At 71.1% G+C, this 16,250-nt stretch carries 11 protein-coding genes; 8 read left to right on the plus strand and 3 right to left on the minus strand.

Annotation, left to right across the window (positions count from 1 at the left end; translation table 11 throughout):
* Both O7629_RS13495 and O7629_RS13500 read right to left on the minus strand, forming a co-directional pair.
* Window positions 1–5,472, minus strand: a complete 5,472-nt coding sequence (locus O7629_RS13495; protein WP_278169515.1) for a carboxyl transferase domain-containing protein — start codon at window positions 5,470–5,472, stop codon at window positions 1–3.
* 168 nt (window positions 5,473–5,640) lie between these two features.
* The gene (locus O7629_RS13500; protein ID WP_278169516.1) at window positions 5,641–6,768 is read right to left on the minus strand and encodes a LacI family DNA-binding transcriptional regulator; all 1,128 of its coding nucleotides are present in this window, start codon (window positions 6,766–6,768) and stop codon (window positions 5,641–5,643) included.
* 138 nt (window positions 6,769–6,906) lie between these two features.
* On the opposite strand from O7629_RS13500, the gene O7629_RS13505 reads away from it, so the two are divergent.
* The 8 genes from O7629_RS13505 to O7629_RS13540 all read left to right on the plus strand — a co-directional run bounded on the left by O7629_RS13505 (window position 6,907) and on the right by O7629_RS13540 (window position 15,682).
* Window positions 6,907–8,214: an extracellular solute-binding protein gene (locus O7629_RS13505; RefSeq protein WP_278169517.1), complete on the plus strand. Its 1,308-nt coding sequence runs from the start codon at window positions 6,907–6,909 to the stop codon at window positions 8,212–8,214.
* Complete coding sequence (locus O7629_RS13510) at window positions 8,211–9,209, plus strand: sugar ABC transporter permease (protein WP_278169518.1); 999 nt, start codon at window positions 8,211–8,213, stop codon at window positions 9,207–9,209. Before O7629_RS13505 ends, O7629_RS13510 begins: the two co-directional genes overlap by 4 nt.
* A gap of 2 nt (window positions 9,210–9,211) precedes the next feature.
* Complete coding sequence (locus O7629_RS13515) at window positions 9,212–10,069, plus strand: carbohydrate ABC transporter permease (protein WP_278169519.1); 858 nt, start codon at window positions 9,212–9,214, stop codon at window positions 10,067–10,069.
* A gap of 69 nt (window positions 10,070–10,138) precedes the next feature.
* Window positions 10,139–12,481 carry a glycoside hydrolase family 3 N-terminal domain-containing protein gene (locus tag O7629_RS13520; RefSeq protein WP_278169520.1) on the plus strand — a complete coding sequence of 781 codons (2,343 nt, stop codon included), beginning with the start codon at window positions 10,139–10,141 and terminating at the stop codon, window positions 12,479–12,481.
* 116 nt (window positions 12,482–12,597) lie between these two features.
* Window positions 12,598–13,638 carry an aromatic ring-hydroxylating dioxygenase subunit alpha gene (locus O7629_RS13525; RefSeq protein ID WP_278169521.1) on the plus strand — a complete coding sequence of 347 codons (1,041 nt, stop codon included), beginning with the start codon at window positions 12,598–12,600 and terminating at the stop codon, window positions 13,636–13,638.
* On the plus strand, window positions 13,635–13,871 hold the full coding sequence (locus O7629_RS13530) for a hypothetical protein (protein ID WP_278169522.1): 237 nt from the start codon (window positions 13,635–13,637) through the stop codon (window positions 13,869–13,871). The genes O7629_RS13525 and O7629_RS13530 overlap by 4 nt, the downstream gene beginning before the upstream one ends.
* On the plus strand, window positions 13,868–14,902 hold the full coding sequence (locus O7629_RS13535) for a PDR/VanB family oxidoreductase (protein WP_278169523.1): 1,035 nt from the start codon (window positions 13,868–13,870) through the stop codon (window positions 14,900–14,902). The genes O7629_RS13530 and O7629_RS13535 overlap by 4 nt, the downstream gene beginning before the upstream one ends.
* A 24-nt stretch (window positions 14,903–14,926) precedes the next feature.
* Window positions 14,927–15,682 carry an IclR family transcriptional regulator gene (locus tag O7629_RS13540; RefSeq protein ID WP_278169524.1) on the plus strand — a complete coding sequence of 252 codons (756 nt, stop codon included), beginning with the start codon at window positions 14,927–14,929 and terminating at the stop codon, window positions 15,680–15,682.
* A 21-nt stretch (window positions 15,683–15,703) separates the two neighbouring features.
* On the opposite strand, the gene O7629_RS13545 is transcribed toward O7629_RS13540, so the two are convergent.
* Entirely contained in the window at window positions 15,704–16,171 is a 468-nt protein-coding gene (locus tag O7629_RS13545; protein WP_278169525.1) for a MarR family transcriptional regulator, read from the minus strand.
* Window positions 16,172–16,250: the final 79 nt, after the last annotated feature.

The following is a 16,250-nucleotide window of genomic DNA, read 5'->3' on the forward strand; positions in this document are numbered from 1 at the left end:
TCACCGCCCCTCCCGTAGCCGGGATTCGATGGTGGCGATGATCCGCGGGCGCAGCTCGGCGGCGCCGATGACGGCATCCACCGAGCCGACCTCGACGGCGCGCCGGATGTCGTGGATCCGGTCGAACTCGGTGGCCACCTCGCCCAGCTTCTCCGCCCGTACCGACGAGCGCAACTCGTCGAGCTCGGCGGCCAACGCGGCGCGATCGGTCCCGGCCGCCGCGGCCACCCGCGCCTCCAGGTCCCGGATTCGCGGGTCGCGCGCGGTACGGGCGTCCACGTCGCCGGAGAACACCACTGCGGCGGCGGGAGCGCCACCGAGCACCGAGGCGAACGAACCTTCCAGCGCGAGCACCGTCATGGCGGGGTTCAACGCCTTCGAGAAGACCACGAACGCGCCACCGTGGTACCGCGAGATCACACAGAACACGATCGGCCCACGGAAGTTCACGATCGCCCGGCCGATCTCGGCGCCGTACTCCAGCTGCAGCTTGCGCATCGACTCGGGCGAGCCGTCGAAGCCCGACAGGTTGGCCAGCACCACCAGCGGCCGGTTACCGCTGGCCGCGTTGATCGCCCGCGCCGCCTTCTTCGACGACTGCGGGAACAGCGTGCCGGCGGTGTAGGTGTCCGGACCGTCGGTGGGCGGGAAGCCACGCCGCGGCACCGTCCGCGACTCGATGCCGAGCAGGCAGACGGGGATGCCGCCGAGATGCACGTCCTGCACGACGGCGGTGTCCGCGTCGGCCATCCCCGCCCAGCGTTCCAGCACCGGGTGGTCCTGGTCGGCCAGCGCCCGCATCACGGTCCGGATGTCGAACGGCTTCTTGCGGTCCGGGTTGGCCTCGGCCGAGAAGATCTCACCGACAGTGGTGAAGTCGCTGCCGGCCACCGTGTGCGGGAAGGTGGAGACGTCGCGGTCGGTGGGGTCGGTGGTGGTCGCCCGCCGGGGCCCGGTTTCGCCCGGTACGACGTACGTGTGGTCGTAGTGGGCCAGCAGCACGTCCCGCGCGGCGGTCAGGCTCGGCGCCCAGTACTGCGCCTGCCCGTTCGGACCCATCACCCGGTCGTAGCCGCCGATGCCGAAGTTGTCCTCGGCGGACACCCCGCCGGAGAAGTCCAGCGACTGCTTGCCGGTGAGTACCATCGCCGAGTCCGGCGTCATCACCAGGATGCCCTTGGTGTGCATGAGCATCGTCGCCTCGGCGTTCCAGTACGGCTGGGCGCCGACGTTGATGCCCGCGACCACGATGTTGATCTCACCACCGGCCTGGGTGAACTCGACGATCCGTTTGAGCGCGGCGGCCACCCAGTCCATGTTCTCGGTGCCCGACTCCATGGAGATCCGGGCCCCGGCGGACAGCGCGTACCACTCCACCGGCACCCGCATCCGCTCGGCCAGGTCCAGGGCCGCGATGATCCGGCGGCACTCCGGCTCGGACAGGGCGCCGAGCGACTTCGTGGGATCGCCGAACAGCACGACCCGGGTGACACCCTCGGGGTGACGGGTGGTGGCCGTGCTGACCACACCGGCGACGATCGCCGCGCTGTTGCCCCCCTTCGGCCGGTCGACCGGCACCAACGCGTTGTCGGCGTCGAGGTCGTGCTCGACGAAGTCGCCGAGCCGGCCGGTCAGTTCGTACGGGTACACCGTGTTGCGGCTGCTCGCCCGCAGCACCTTCAGCCGGTAGTCGTCCAACGGCTCGACCGGCTCGACCGGCGGCTCGCCGACGACCAGTTCGGCGCCGCCGGTGGCGTCGAAGGCGATTCGTACCGCCATCTTCGTCAGCTCGCCGGTCGCCCGGTCGCGTTGGCGCCCGATGAACAGGATCTCCTCCAGTCCGGCGCCCGCGGTCGTCGGGCGCATCCGCCCGGCGATCATCTCCATCTCCTGGCGGGTGAGGTCGTTCGGCGGCCAGACGTAGATCACGATCCGGTTGGTGGTGAAGCGGGTCTTCGACGGTCTACGCGACTGGGCTCGGCGGATCGAGTCGAGGCAGGCCGCGACGGTGTCCTCGGTGGTCGGCAGCGACACCAGGCGTCCATCGTGGTCACGCAGCTGGGTCAGGTCGCGTACCTGCGCGAACGCGACGAGACGCTGGTCCGACGGGTTCTCCCGTGCGACGCACTGGAAAAGGTAGACCTCCTCGTCCAGCGAGGGCAGCCGGGTCAGGTCGAACTTGCGCAGCCGCTCCAGCTGCATGCGCTGCGCGATGTACGGGTGCAGGCCGCGGATCAGCCGTTCCTCGACCATTCCCCGGCTCGATGGGCGGAACGTGAAGTGGTGGTGCATCACCGCGCCGGCGCGGCCCGCGATGGTGGTGGTCACCCGGCGGACCTGGGGCGGCAGCGGGTGCGCGACGACGACCTCGAGCAGCGCCGCCGCCATCGCATCGAAGTCCTCCGGCTGGTTCTCCCAGGCGAGATAGATATCGGCGTCGATGGACTCCCGGCCACCGGCCAGCTCCGCGAGCCCGTCGAGGGCGGTGCCCAGGGCATCGATGGCCACGGCGGCGGTGACCACGCTCGAGTCGGCCCGCTCGGCGACCACGAAGGTGCAGCCGGCGACCTGGTGGGCGTGGACCGCGGTGAGCCCTTTGTTGCCGTAGTACCGGCGGGTCAGCACCTCCAGCATGACCGCGTTGTCGAGGTGGTCACGGACGATCCGCTGGCCGAGGAGCCGGACCAGCGGTTCGGTGCTGCGGACCATGTCGGCGATGCGCTCGGCGCGCTCCGGCGTGTCCGGATGGGCGTCCAGGTGACGCAGGTGCGCGCGGACCCGGGCGTAGACGGTGGCCCGGTTGCGGCGCAGCAACGGCTGGGCGAACCAGGCGAACACCACGCCTCGGGCAAGGTCGGCGATCACCGGGAAGCGGACCTGCGTGGCGGCGACCAGTCGCTCCAGGGCGAGACCGGCGGGCTCGTGCAGCGACTGGCCGGGCGGCGGCTCCCGCAGCCACGCGCGCAGCAGTGTGGCGACGACCGTGGCGTCGGCGGCGGCACGCTGCAGTGCGAGGAAGATCCGGAAAACAGCGGCTTCGAGATCGGCGGAGCGCTCCAGATCGGTGACGCCGTAGTGGCTGAGCGCCTTGGCGAGCTTGGTCTGGAAGGCGTCCGGCAGGCCGGCCCGTTCGACGTCGAGGCTCTGCAGGTAGGTGTGGAAGTACTCGCGGTCGCTGTGGACGTGCCCGTCACCGCCGTCGGCGTCGGTCGGCCGGTTGCGGCTCAGCTCGGCGAGGTCGGCGAAGACCTCGATGAGATCGATCTCAGCGGCCAACGGCCGGTCGCCGTCCTCGGCGGCGGCCCGGCGCGCGACCAGATAGTCGTCGAGGACGCGGCGGTCGTCGTGCGGGTCGACGTCGAAGCCGAGGAGCAGTCCGCGCAGACCCTCCTGACCCCGACGGCACCGTTCGGCCGGTGGGAGCGCCCCGGACGCGGCGGGCATGTCCAGCTCGACGGGCGCGGCCGCCCCGGTCTCCGGACCGGCTGCCGCGTCGTCCGCGACCGGCTCCAACCTCAGCAGCGGTGCACCCGCCTCGACCTGGTTTCCGACCGACACGGCGGATTCCTTCAGCCGGGCCTTGAACGGTGCCCGCAGCACCGTCTCCATCTTCATGGCCTCGAGTACCAGCACCGGTGTGCCCGCTTCGACCTCGGCGCCGACCGGCACCGGGGTGGCGACGACCAGGGCGGGCATCGGTGCGCGGAGCACGCCGCCCTCGTCGCGGCTGACCCGGTGAGTCACCCCGTCGACCTCGATCAGGTGCACCGGCCCGTGCGTTCCGGTGACCAGGCGGTGCCGGCTGCCGTTGACGACGATCTGCCCGGTGTGCCGGTCGAAACGGTCCAGCTCGACGTCGGCGCTGTGCACGACGTCTGCCACCTCGATGCCGACGCGGAACCGGTACGCGCCGGTGCGCGCCACCCGTACCCGGTAGCCGACGCTGCGCAGCTTGAGGTCCACCGGTCGGCCGCTGGCGTGCTGCACCTGCGGACGTCCGCCGGACGCGGTGGCCAGCAGTCGCTGCCGTTCGACGCGCTCGTCGGCCTCGTAGCCCTCGATCGCGGCAGCGGCGAGGGCGACGGCGACGTGCCGGTGCGCGACGAGCCGGCCTTCACCGCGGACCCGGTCGATCCACCCGGTGTCCGCGCTGGCGTCGATCACCTCGGGCTGATCGAGCAGGTCGATCACGAAGCTCTTGTTCGTCGCACCGCCCTCGATGATCACGGTGGTGTTCGCCATCGCCCGGCGCAGCCGGCCGAGCGCCTCGTCACGGTCCCGTCCGTACGCGATGATCTTGGCAATCATGGAGTCGAAGGCGGCGGGAATGGTGTCGCCCTCGCTGACCCCGGTGTCCACCCGGATCCCGGGCCCGGCGGGCAGGTCCAGCCGGGCGATCCGGCCCGGCGAGGGCGCGAAGTCGCGGTCCGGGTCCTCGGCGTTGAGCCGGGCCTCGACGGCGTGCCCACGCTCCACCGGCGGGTCGCCCTCCAGCCGACCGCCCGACGCCACGTGCAGCTGCGCCTTGACCAAGTCGAATCCGGTGGTGGACTCGGTGATCGGGTGCTCCACCTGCAGCCGGGTGTTGACCTCGAGGAACGCGAACATGCAGTCACCGGGGTGGTAGAGGAACTCGACGGTCGCCGCGCCCCGGTAGCCGACCGCGACGGCGAGCCGTTCGGCCGACGCCTTGAGGTCGGCGGCCTGCGCCGGGCTGAGCACCGGCGACGCCGACTCCTCGATCACCTTCTGGTTGCGCCGCTGCACCGAACAGTCCCGTACGCCGAGTGCCCAGGCGGTGCCCTGACCGTCGGCGATCACCTGGACCTCCACGTGCCGGGCACCGGTGACCAGCCGTTCCAGGAACACGACGCCGCTACCGAACGCGCGGGCGGCTTCCTGGCTGGTGCGCTCGTACGCGTCGACAAGCTCGGCCTCGTTGGTGATCACCCGGATGCCGCGCCCGCCGCCACCGGCGGTCGCCTTCAACATCAGCGGGTAGCCGATGCCACCCGCCGCCGCCACGGCGGCCTCCAGGGTCTCGACCGCGCCCCGGCTCCACGGGGCGACCGGCACGCCGACCTCCTCGGCGATCAGCTTCGCGCCGATCTTGTCGCCGAGCTGCCGCATCGCGTGCGCGCTCGGTCCGACGAAGGTGACGCCGGTCTTCTCGCACAGCTCCGCGAACGCCGGGGACTCGGCGACGAAACCCCAGCCGACCCACGCCGCGTCGGCGCCGGTCGCCACCAGGGCGCGTTCCAGGACCGTCAGATCGAGGTACGGCCGGGCGGACGCCGGCCCGAGGTCGTAGGCGATGTCCGCCTCACGGACGAACGTCGCGGTACGGTCGACGTCGGTGTACAGGGCGACGGTCTCGATCCGCGCCCCGGTCTCGGCAGCCAGCTCCCGGACGGCGTGGATGAGCCGCATCGCGGCCTCACCACGGTTGACGATGGCAATGCGGCTGAACACCCGATCGGCCCTCCGGTACGCCTACGATCCACGCGTCGCTGATGCGACTCCGACAGGATCACCTTTACGCCTGCCGGCCGGAAACACCATAGGGCGTCCGACAAAGTAATGACCATGTCACTCAATGCGGTTGCGCCACCGGTGGCGACCGGACGTCTCGCCGGGACCTCAGGCCAGCGTGCTCGGCGCGGCGGTAGGTGCCGGCGCGGTGGGCCCGACCTGGGCGGATGCCGGTGCTGCGGCGACTCCGTCCGGGGTGGCTGCGGCGGCCGGGACGCCGGCGCCGTACGGCGGATGGTGGGGACGGCACGACGCGCGGACCACCAGCTCGGTCGGCAGCCGGATGTGGGTGTCCCGCTCGACGCCGGCGATCAGGTCGACGAGCAGACCCAACGCCTCCGCCCCCATCCGCTGCAAGGGCTGCATGATCGTGGTCAGCGGCGGCTCGACCGACGCCGACTCCGGGATGTTGTCGAACCCGATCACCGACAGGTCGTCGGGCACCGCCAGACCCATCTCCTGGGCGACGTTCAATGTGGAGATCGCCGACAGGTCGTTGCCCGCGAAGATGGCGCTCGGTCGATCCGGCAGGGCCAGCAGTTCGGCCGCGGCGCCGGCGGCGCTCTCGATGCGGAACCCACCGACCCGCACCAGGGTCTCGTCCACCGGGACGCCCGCGTCGGCCATCGCCTGCCGGAAGCCCGCTTCGCGCAGCCGTGCCGACTCCAGGTCGGTCCGGCCGGTGATGTGCCCGATCCGGCGGTGGCCGAGGGAGAGCAGGTAGTTGGTCGCCAGGATGGCGCCGGCGAAGTTGTCGGAGTCGACGGTCGGTAGACCGGACGGGCCGGTGTGCGGGTCGACCGCCACCACGTGGAAACCCTGCTTGGTCTCCACCACGGTCGGCGTGACGATCACGGCACCGTCGATGAGCGTGCCGGAGAGCCGGGCCAGCGACCGGCGTTCCCAGCCGACGGCCGTGCCGGCCCCGTCCCCGCCGGAGTAGGCCAGCAGTTGGTAGCCAGTGCCGGCGACCTGCTTGGAGGCGCCCTTGAGCAGCTCGGTGGAGAAGGGTTCGAACTCGGCCACCAGGATCCCCAGCACGTTGGTGCGATGGCTGCGCAGGCTCTGCGCGCCCAGACTCGCCTCGTATCCCAGCTGGTGGATGACCTGCTGCACCCGCTCGACCGTCGCCTGCGCAACGCCGTAACGACCGTTGACGACCTTCGATACCGTCGCCACGGAGACGCCGGCCGCCCGGGCCACGTCCGACATCTTCACACGCTGCGAGAACTCCACGTCGACGATGATAGGGGTCCGACGGCGGCGCGTCACCGCCGAGTCGAAAACGTTATCGATACCGATTGACACCGCGTTACGCGGCTGTAAAACTCCCCGACAGGCCAAGCACCCGACTGACCAGTCGAGGAGATCATGATGGCAATACCGCGCCGCGCAGGCGCCGTCCTAGCGCTCTTTCTGACCAGCTCCCTGCTAGCCGCCGGATGCAGCAACGGTGACGACAGCACCGAGCCCGCTGGCGAGCTGTACGAGAACCCGGTGACCCTGACCTGGTGGCACAACGCCTCCCAGGACGGGCCCGGCAAGGAGTACTGGGAGAAGGTCGCCAACGACTTCTCCGCGCTCCACCCGACCGTCACGATCGAGATCGAGGCGATCGAGACCAACCAGCTGCAGCGCACCCGGCTGCCCGCCGCCCTGCTGAGCAACGACCCGCCGGACATCTTCCAGGCCTGGGGCGGCGGCGAGCTGCGCGAGCAGGCCGAGGCCGACTACCTCAAGGACATCACCGACCAGGTGCAGGCCGAGGTCGAGAACATCGGCTCCTCGGTGGAGATCTGGCAGGCCGACGGCCGACAGTACGGCCTGCCGTACCGGATGGGCATCGAAGGCATCTGGTACAACAAGGACCTGTTCGACCAGGCCGGCATCGACGCTCCCCCGGCCACCTTCGACGAGCTCAACGACGCGGTCACCAAGCTCAAGGCGATCGACGTCATCCCGATCGCGCTCGGCGCCGGCGACAAGTGGCCGGCCGCGCACTGGTGGTACAACTTCGCCCTGCGCGCCTGCTCGGTGGAGACCCTCCGGTCGGCCACGACCGAGCTGAACTTCGACGACCCGTGCTGGGTGAAGGCCGGCGAGGACCTGCAGGCCTTCATCGCCACCGAGCCGTTCCAGGACAACTTCATCGCCACCCCGGGTCAGAACGACCCGACCAGCGCCAACGGGCTGCTCGCCAACGGACAGGCCGCCATGGAGCTGATGGGCGACTGGAACCGCGGCACGCTGGACACGGTCGCCTCCGACCCGGAGGCGCTCGCCGAGTTCATCGGCTGGTTCCCCGTTCCGGCGATCGCCGGCTCCGCCGGTGACCCGGCCGCGGCCCTCGGTGGCGGTGACGGCTTCGCCTGCGCCAAGAACGCTCCGGCGGAGTGCGTCGAGTTCCTCAAGTACATCGTCAGCCCCGAGGTGCAGACGGGTTACGCCGAGACCGGCACCGGTCTGCCCGTGGCCCCGGAGGCGGCGGCGGCCGTGACCGACCCCGCGCTCCAGTCGATCCTGCAGGCCACGACCGACGCCAGCTACGTCCAGCTCTGGTTGGACACGGCCTTCGGCAGCACCGTCGGCAGCGCGATGAACGACGCGATCGTCGCGATCTTCGCCGGTAACGGCTCGCCCGAGGACGTCGTCACGGCAATGAAGTCGGCCGCAAGCAAGTGACCACGATCAGCCGAAACCCGAGCCCCGCCGGCGGCGCCACCGCGCCCCCGGCGGGGGTCCGGCGTGCCGGGCGCCGTTCGTCCCGCGCGGCCGAGACCCGACGCAAGTGGTACGAGATCATCGGACTGACCACCCCGGCGGTGATCGTCTACGTGATTTTCGTGCTGGTCCCGATGGGCTTCGCGTTCTACTACAGCCTGTTCCGGTGGCGTGGGGTTGGGCCGCCCACCGACTTCGTGGGCCTGAACAACTACGTGCTCGCCTTCCAGGACCCGATCTTCCGCGACGCGCTGCGCAACAACGCGTTCATCGTGATCGGATCGCTGGTGGTGCAGGGTCCCATCGCCCTGGGCATCGCGCTGCTGCTGAACCGGCCGTTCCGCGGCCGTACGGTGTTCCGCCTGCTGGTCTTCGTGCCCTACGTGCTGGCCGAGGTCACCGCCGGCATCATGTGGAAGCTGCTGCTGACCGACGGCGGCACCGCGGACGCGCTGCTGCGATCGGTGGGGCTGGGCGCCCTGGTACGGCCCTGGCTCGCCGACCTCGACCTGGTGATCTGGACCCTGCTGTTCGTCCTCACCTGGAAGTACGTCGGCTTCGCGATCATCCTGCTGCTCGCCGGTCTGTCCAACGTGCCGACCGAGTTGACGGAGGCGGCCGAGATCGACGGGGCCGGCTGGTGGCAGATCCAACGCCACATCACCCTGCCGTTGTTGGGGCCCACGATCCGGATCTGGATGTTCCTGTCGATGATCGGCTCGCTGCAGGTCTTCGACGTGATCTGGGTGACCTCGGTGCCCGCGGTCCGGTCGTTGGGCGCCTCGGCCACGATGGCGACCTACATGGTGGACAATGGCTTCTTCGCCCGGCTGTGGGGCTACGGCAACGCGATCGCCGTGATCCTGTTCGCGATTTCGTTCGTCGCGGCGCTGTTGTTCCAGCGCTTCCTCCTCCGCCGGGACATCGAGGGCGCAGTGACCGGAAGGAGGAACTGACCGTGACCGCAGTCGCCGCTCCCCGCGCCAAGCGCCGCCGGGATTCATCGTGGGGCAGTCCGCTCACCTACGCGTTGGCTCTCGCGGTGGCCGGGGTGTCGATCGTTCCGGTGATCTACGTGATCATCGGTGGCTTCCGTACCACTCCGCAGATCATCGCCGACCCGGCCGCGCTGCCCGATCCATGGGTGGTCGACAACTACGTCCGGGTGATGACCGAGAGCGACTTCTGGCTGCAGACCGTCAACAGTGCGATCGTCGCCTTCGGCACGACGCTCGGCGTCGTGACGCTGGGACTCTGCGCCGCGTTCGTGCTGGCGCGGTACACCTTCCGTGGGCGGGAGGTCCTCTACACCTTCTTCACCCTCGGTCTGCTCTTCCCGGCCGGGGCGGCGATCCTGCCGCTCTACCTGATGCTGCGCGACATGAACCTGATCAACTCGTACTTCGCGGTGATCCTGCCGCAGATCGCCTTCGCGCTGCCGCTCACGATCGTGATCCTGCGTCCGTTCCTGACCGCCGTACCCCGCGAGTTGGAGGACGCGGCGGCCATCGACGGTACGGGGCGGCTCGGCTTCCTCTGGCGCATCATGCTGCCGCTGTCGCGTCCCGCGCTGGTCACCGTCGGGATCCTGGCGTTCGTGACGAGCTGGAACGCGTTCCTGCTGCCGCTGCTCGTCCTCGGTGACGCCGACCAGCACACCCTGCCGCTGGGTGTGCAGAACTTCTCCAGTCAGTACACCTCGGACACCGCCGGGATCCTCGCCTTCACCTCGATGGCGATGCTGCCGGCGCTGCTGTTCTTCACGATCGCCGAGAAACAGATCGTCGGGGGTCTGCAGGGTGCCGTCAAGGGCTGACCGGCCCCCGGTACGTACACGGCCGTGCCCGCGACGACGTGGCACGCGCACGACAAAGGAAGGCACAGGATGACTGAGGTCCGCGCGACGGTGGACGGGGGCGAGCCGGTGCAGACCGGTCCGCACCACGACCGGCCGGAGCGGCCCGACCGGCGGAACGTACCCGACGGCGAGGCCCGCGTCCGGGACCTGCTGGACCGGATGACGGTCCAGGAGAAGGTCGCGCAGCTGGTCGGTTTCTGGGAGAAGGAGGACGGTGAGTCGGTCGCCCCGATGCAGGGTGAGTTCGGCGCGGCCGCCCGGCTCGAGGACTTCTCCCGGCACGGGCTCGGCCACGTCACCCGGGCGTACGGCACCCGTCCCGTCGACCCGGCGGCGCGTGCGGCCTGGCTGTGGAAGTTCCAGTCCGAGCTGGTGACGGGGACCCGGCTCGGCATCCCGGCAATCGTCCACGAGGAGTGCCTGACCGGCCTCTCCGCGTGGCAGGCGGCGACCTTCCCGACACCGCTGGCGTGGGGAGCCGCCTTCGATCCCGACCTGGTCGCCGAGATGGCGGCGGCGATCGGCTCGTCGATGCGGACCCTCGGCGTGCACCAGGGCCTCGCACCGGTGCTCGACGTGATCCGCGACCCCCGTTGGGGCCGGGTCGAGGAGTGCATCGCCGAGGATCCGTACCTGGTCGGCACGATCGGCACCGCGTACATCCGGGGTCTGCAGTCCCAGGGGGTGCACGCCACCCTGAAGCATTTCGTCGGCTACTCCGCATCGCGGGCCGGGCGCAACTTCGCTCCGGTGCACGCCGGTCCGCGGGAGGTCGCCGACGTGCTGCTGCCCCCGTTCGAGATGGCGCTGCTCGACGGTGGCGCCCGCTCGGTCATGCACTCGTACGCCGAGATCGACGGGGTGCCGGTCGCCGCCGACCCGGCCATGCTCACCGGGGTGCTGCGGGACCGGTGGGGGTTCGACGGTGTGGTGGTTGCGGACTACTTCGGGGTGGCGTTCCTCAAGCTGCTGCACCACGTCGCGGGTGACCACACCGAGGCGGCGGTCCAGGCGCTGACCGCCGGCGTCGACCTCGAACTGCCGACCGGCGACGCCTATCTGACCCTGCCGGAGGCGGTCCGCTCCGGCCAGGTCGACGAGGCGCTGCTCGACCGGGCCGTGCTGCGGGTGCTGCGCCAGAAGCAGGAACTGGGGCTGCTCGACGCCACCTTCAGCGAGGATCCGCCCCGGGAGATCGACCTCGACTCGCCCGAGCACCGGGCGATCGCCAGTCGACTCGCGGAGCGGTCCGTCGTTCTGGTCTCCAACCAGGACGTCCTGCCGCTGCCGGCGGGTCGCCGACTGGCGGTGATCGGGCCGAACGCCGACCTGGCCAGTGCCCTGTTCGGGTGCTACTCGTTCGTCAACCACGTACTGCCGCAGCATCCTGGCGTGGCGGCCGGGATCGAGGTGCCGACGGTGCTCGACGCGGTACGGGCCGAGTTCGGCGCCGAACTGGTCAGCTGGGCGCACGGCTGCGACGTCGACGACACCGACCGGTCCGGCTTCGCGCCGGCCGTCGCCGCCGCTACCGCCGCCGACGTCGCCGTACTGGTCGTCGGAGACCGGGCCGGGCTGTTCGGCCGCGGCACGGTCGGCGAGGGCTGCGACACCGACGACCTGGAACTGCCCGGGGTGCAGCGCGACCTGGTCGAGGCCGTGCTGGCCACCGGGACCCCGGTGGTCCTGGTGCTGCTCACCGGGCGGCCGTACGCGATCGGTTGGGCACTGGACCGGTGCGCCGCGGTGGTGCAGGCGTTCTTCCCCGGGGAGGAGGGCGCGGCGGCGGTCGCCGGGGTGCTCTCCGGGCGGGTCAACCCGTCCGGCCGGCTGCCGGTCAGCCTGCCCCGATCGGCGGGGGCGCAGCCGTACTCGTACCTGCACCCGGCGCTCGGTGAGGGCAACGAGGTGACCAACCTGTCGGTGACCCCACCGGCGGTGTTCGGCCACGGGCTGTCCTACACCACGTTCGCCTACTCGGAGCTGACCGTGCCGGCGACGGCGCCCACCGACGGGGCGCTGGTGGTGACGGTACAGGTGACGAACACCGGGGCGGTCGCCGGCGACGAGGTGGTCCAGCTCTACGGCCACGACGTGGTGGCCTCGGTGACCCGGCCGGTGGCGCAGCTGCTCGGCTACCGCAGGGTCCATCTCGAACCGGGTCGGACGGTCACGGTCGAGCTGACCGTGCCCACCGCCAGGCTGGCGTTCGCCGACCGCACCCTGACCCGGGTGGTCGAGCCCGGCGAGGTCGAGATCTGGGTGGGCACCAGCGCACAGCGGTTGGCGCAGGGACGGATCGACCTGGTCGGGCCGACCGTGCCGGTCACCAACGCGTCGCCCCGGTGGACGGCCTCCGAGGTGCGCTGACCATCCATCTGTCGGCGAGCTGAGCTTCCACTGGGTGAAAGCGGGGGTCCCGGGTGCGTTGGGCCATCCGGGACCATACGACCGTCCGGCCGTCGTGAGCCAGGGAGGTCAGTCACATGCCGTTCGCCCGTAATCAGTGGTACGTGGCCGCGTACAGCAACGAGGTCGGACGGGAGCTGCTCGCCCGAACCGTCCTGGGTGAGCCGTTGGTGCTGTACCGCACCACCGCCGGCACGGCGGTGGCGCTCGCCGACCGGTGTGTGCACCGACGCTTCCCACTCTCGCAGAGCCGCCTCGACGGCGACACGATCGTCTGCGGCTACCACGGCTTCACCTACGACGCGACCGGCAGCTGCGTCTTCGTGCCGGGTCAGCAGCGCATCCCACGCACCGCGCGGGTCGCCGGGTACCCTGTGGTCGAACAGGACACGCTGGTGTGGGTGTGGATCGGCGAGGCCGAACCCGACCCGGGGACGATCCCCCGCGCGCCATGGCTGGACGACCCCGGATACACGGTGGTGCGCGGCATGGCACCGCTGAACGCACGGTACGGCCTGCTGGTCGACAACCTGATGGACCTGTCCCACGAGACCTACCTGCACGGCGGCTACATCGGCACACCCGAGGTGGCGAACACGCCGATCACCACGACGGTGGACGAGGAGAAGGGCGTCGTCCACGTCAGTCGGCACATGGACGACGCGGAGTGCCCGCCCTTCTACGCCCGGTCGACCGGCATCCAGGGCCGGATCACCCGGTGGCAGGACATCGAGTACCACCCGCCGTGTCTCTATCTGCTGCACAGCCGGATCGCCCCGCAGGGGGTGTACCCACCGGCAGAGGGCCCGGACAGTGCCGCGTTCCACGCCGAGATCGTCTACGCGATCACCCCGTCGACCGAGCACACCACCTACGACTTCTGGGCGGTGGCTCGGGACTTCGCCGTCGACGACGAGTCGGTCAGCGAGTACCTCTACCAGAGCAACCACACGGTGGTCATGCAGGACGTCACCGCGCTGAACACCCTGGAGCAGGTGATCGCCGCCGAACCGGAGCGGTACCAGGAGCTCAGCATCAACATCGACACCGGTGGCCTCGCCGCTCGACGCCTGATCGAACGGATGATCGGAGCACCGACGGTAGGGGCGTCCCGGTGACCGTCCCCGACGGGCTGCCCACCGGCGACCGGCTGTACCGGATCCACTGGTTGCCCGGCACCGACACCCTGCGGGGCACCTGCCACTGCGGCGCCGAACGGACCGCCGACGATCCGGTCGAGTTGTGGCAGTGGCTGCTCGACCACCCGCGTGACCACCTCGCGCCGCGGGCGGTGCCGGCGGCACGGCGGACCCCGGCGGATGCCGCCCGTCGCACCTCGGTGCCGGCATGAGCGCTGACGGTCCGACCACGATGCAGCTGGTGGTCGCCGGCCGGGAGCAGGTGGCGGCCGGCGTCGTCGTGTTGACCCTGGCCCACCCGACCGGCGGTGAGCTGCCCGGCTGGTCCCCCGGCGCGCACGTGGACCTGCTGCTGGGCCCGGGTCTGGTCCGCCCGTACTCGCTCTGCGGTGAGCCGGACGACCGCGCCGCGCTGCAGCTCGCGGTGCAGCTCGAACCCGACGGACGGGGCGGCTCCCGGCACGTCCACGAGGGGCTCCTTCCCGGCACGCAGGTGCTGGTCCGCAGGCCGCGGAACAACTTCCCGCTGGTCACGGCGGAGCGGTACCTGTTCATCGCCGGCGGCATCGGCATCACCCCGATCCGGCCGATGGTCGCCGCCGCCGACGCCGCCGGAGCCGACTGGCGACTGGTGTACGGCGGACGCAGCCGCGCCACGATGGCGTTCGCCGACGAGTTACGGCAGCGCTACGGCGACCGGGTACGCCTGTACCCGCAGGACGAGGCGGGCCTGCTCGACCTGGCCGGACTGCTCGATGCTCCGGGTGACGAGCTGGTCTACTGCTGCGGGCCGGAGGCGCTGATCGCAGCGGTGGGGCAGCGGTGCCGGGCGTGGCCGGCGGGCAGCCTGCGGGTGGAGCGGTTCACGCCGTCGGGCGGCGGCGGTGTCGACCAGGGTGACGGTGTCGACCAGCGTGACGGCGGCGACCAGGGTGACGGCGACCGGGCGGGCGACCGCGACCGGCCGGACACCGACGGCGTGGTCGAGGTGGAGTTGGCGCTGTCCGGCCGGACGGTGTCCGTGCCGCCCGGGACGTCGATCCTGGCCGCGGTGGAGCAGGCCGGCGTCGCGGTGCTCTCCTCGTGCCGCGAGGGCACCTGCGGCACCTGCGAGGCCACGGTACTGGCCGGGGTGCCCGAACACCGCGACAGTCTGCTCACCGAGGAGGAACGGGCCGCCGGTGACACGATGCTGATCTGTGTCTCCCGGTCACGTACCCCCCGACTCGTACTGGAGCTGTGACCGGCCGACGGCGATGATGGCGGGATGGGTACGCAGCCCGGCCGGTCGGTCACCAGCAAGGTGCTGGCGCTGCTCGCCGCGTTCAGCCCGGCCGACCCGGCGCTGACGCTGAGCGAGCTGGCCAGACGGGCCGGACTGCCGGTACCCACCGCGCACCGGCGGGTCGCGGAGCTGGTCGAGTGGGGCGCGCTGGAACGCGGCGCGGACGGCCGTTACCGGATCGGGCTGCGGTTGTGGGAGGTGGGCTCGCTGGCACCACGCGGACTGGGCCTGCGGGAGCTCGCGCTGCCGGTGATGGAGGACCTGTACGAGGTGACCCACGAGAACGTCCAGCTCGCCGTACGGCAGGACCTGGAGCTCGTCTTCGTCGAACGGATCGCCGGCCGACACGCGGTGCCGGTGCTGACCCGCGTCGGCGGCCGCTTCGCCCTGCACGCCACCGGGGTCGGACTGGTACTCCTCGCGCATGCGCCGGTGCCGGTGCAGGAGCAGGTGCTCGGTGCTGCGCTGGAGCGGTACACCGAGCGGACCGTCACCGATCCGGCGGCGTTGCGCCGGCAACTCGCCGGGGTGCGGCGGGCCGGTTACGCGGTGAGCGACCGGCAGGTGACGATGGACGCCCTGTCGGTCGCCGCGCCGATCACCGGGCCGGAGGGGGTGCTGGCGGCGATCTCGCTGGTGGTGGCCTACGACCGGGCCGACCCGGTGGCACTGGCCCCACTGGTGCAGGCGGCGGGGCGGGCGATCTCCCGGGCGGTCGCCCGGCCCGGGGCCCGGTAGCCGCGGCGACCCCGGCCGCGGTCAGTCGGGAAACGCCAGCAGCCGCAGGATCCGTGCCAGCCGCTGCCGGTCCTCGGGGGTGACGCCGGCCAGCAGGTCGGCCTCGGCCGCCCGCGCGGACTCCTGGGCCCGGGCGAAGAGCGCCCGGCCGGCGTCGGTGGCGACCAGGACGTTGGCCCGCCGGTCGGCGGGGTCGGTGCGCCGCTCGACCAGGTGACGCTTCTCCAGGTCGTCGATGAGGGCTACCACCTGACTCGGGTCGAGGCGGAGGAACTCGGCCAGCTCCCGCTGGGTCGGGCGGGTGTCGTAGACGGCCAGCGCGAGGACGGAGAAGGAGCGGGCCTTCAGACCGTGTTCGGCGAGGGCCGAGTTCGCCGCCGTCAGGCTGAGGGCGTTGGCTCGGGCGAGCAGGAAGCTGAGGTCTTCGCCGAGAAGACTGTGCCGTAGGCCGGCGGTTCCCGCCGGCCGGGGCTTCTCGCTCGCGGTCATGGCGGCCATGGTAGCAAGCTTCGACAATAATTGACTTCCTCAACGGTTCGTGATTCGATCGGCTGCGACGCGAAGGAGT

It is taken from the genome of Solwaraspora sp. WMMD792 (assembly GCF_029626105.1).
Lineage (GTDB): Bacteria > Actinomycetota > Actinomycetes > Mycobacteriales > Micromonosporaceae > Micromonospora_E.